This window comes from Erwinia persicina (assembly GCF_014838825.1).
GTDB classification, from domain to species: domain Bacteria; phylum Pseudomonadota; class Gammaproteobacteria; order Enterobacterales; family Enterobacteriaceae; genus Erwinia; species Erwinia persicina_A.
Genome location: NZ_JACYMO010000026.1, coordinates 1 through 1,824, shown reverse-complemented (window position 1 = coordinate 1,824; position 1,824 = coordinate 1). Strand labels below are relative to the sequence as shown.

1 protein-coding gene and 2 pseudogenes are annotated in these 1,824 nt (G+C 45.1%); all 3 read left to right on the top strand.

Annotated features, from left to right (window positions below; translation table 11 throughout):
- A pseudogene (locus IFU29_RS22110) lies at positions 1–599 on the top strand (hypothetical protein); the annotation flags it as partial.
- A gap of 2 nt (positions 600–601) precedes the next feature.
- Positions 602–1,000 (top strand): hypothetical protein, encoded by a 399-nt coding sequence (locus IFU29_RS22105; RefSeq protein WP_191935755.1) that lies wholly within the window; start codon positions 602–604, stop codon positions 998–1,000.
- Between the two features lie 268 nt (positions 1,001–1,268).
- Positions 1,269–1,824: pseudogene (locus tag IFU29_RS22100) on the top strand (type VI secretion system Vgr family protein); the annotation flags it as partial.

The following is a 1,824-nucleotide window of genomic DNA, read 5'->3' as shown; positions in this document are numbered from 1 at the left end:
CAAATGAACTTTGGCTGTATGGTAAAACTAAAATAGGTATTCTTGATATTTCACCTGGAGATGGATGTAGGCATCCCAAAGGTAGTTTTTATGATGACTACGGTAGAGAAGCAGTATCAGGTCTGGATTGGATCACTTTGGCTAGCCTGAGAGATTCTGAAAATTCCATCATGAGCTACGATGAAGTGGGTGATCAGGTCGCTGGTATTACAATGTGGGGGAAGTTGACGGAATGGTTCGAAAAGGCAGGTTATGAAAAAATATTCGATAATATAAGCCTTTCACATGCTAATGAGGCAGATATAGTAAAGCTTAATTCATATATGAAACAAGGATACAGAGTTGTAACTCTGATATCTGCAGGAATGTTAAAGGGATGGGGTTCTGGTGACTCATCGTCAAAGAATCACTGGATTGTTTGGGATGACGCTGTTTGCAAAGTTAATGGTGGAGATATTACTCCCAAAGATAGTGATGAATTAATTGAACTGAAGCTTTTCTCTTGGGGAAGAGTTGAGTGGCAAACAAAAAATAGTAGTAATCTCAGCTACTTCGCTAAGCATGTTTTTGGAGGGTTGGTTTTTAAACCAATCAAATAACTATGAAAAAGATTATTCCTTTTATTATCTTCTTGATTTCTGCTTGTAGCAGTACTGCGCCAAGCTTCTTACCCGCAGGAAATAATCTCCCTGACGGAATGGTTGGTCAGGGCTATTTGACTGAGATTGAAGTAACTAATGCTATTTTATTTAAAGAGAATGTTGGTGTGGATATATCCCCTCCGGAAGCAGGGTTGAAATGGAATCCGAAGGTAACCAAATTAAAAAGAGGAGGGGCTGAACGAGTAGATGAGGATTATCATTGCATAATAATTAGCGGAAAACCGAAAGAGGTAGGTGAAATACTAGTCCATATTAATGGATACTCTATGGGAACAACGACTCCGGGAAGTAAAATCGATAAGGTGTATGTAATAAAAATAAAAACGGACAAGAATTGAATGGCTTGTAAATACAGGCGAGACTTTGAAGGAAATTACAAAATAAATATGGCAAAGTCACCCAATGGTGAAATGATTTATTACATGGTTCGAGGTGGGGATTAAGTTAAGTTAAATAAATATTTGGAATGTTTCTGTAAGCACATTTTTGGACTCGTGGTATTTAACCCACTGAATTAAATGAAATTTTTTATCTGTGTTTTGATTTTTATTGTGTCTGGTTGCTCCAGTACTCACCCAGCAATCCTGCCTGAAAAAAACGATCTTAATCAAGGTCTCCACAGAGTACGGCGGCAAAAGCCAGCTGAACCTCGGCCATCTGGTCGACGGCGAAAAGCAGCGGCGCGGCGAGGGCTTTGAGCTCAGAACCGACGGCTGGGGGGCGATACGGGCGCAGAAAGGGATATTTATCAGCGCTGACGGGCAGGCTAAGGCGCAGGGCCAGGTGCTGGAGATGGAGCCGGCGGTGAGCAACCTGGGTGACGCCCGGGAGCAGATGACATCCATCTCCGGTGACGCGCAGAAGGCGACCGCGAACCCGGCCGATCTCCAGGCGCAAATCACACTGCTGGAACAGCAGCTGACGGAGCTCAAAAAGTCGGTGCTGCTGCTCAGCGCGCGGGAGGGTATGGCGCTGACCAGCGGACAACATCTGCAGGTATCGGCCGGGCAGAACCTGATTGCCACGGCCGGTAAAAATGCCGACGTCAGCGTGGTGAAAAACCTGTTCATCGGGGTGGGGAATGCCCTGAGCGTGTTTGTCCGCAAGCTGGGGATCAAGCTCATCGCGAACCAGGGGCCGGTACAGATGCAGGCACAGAACG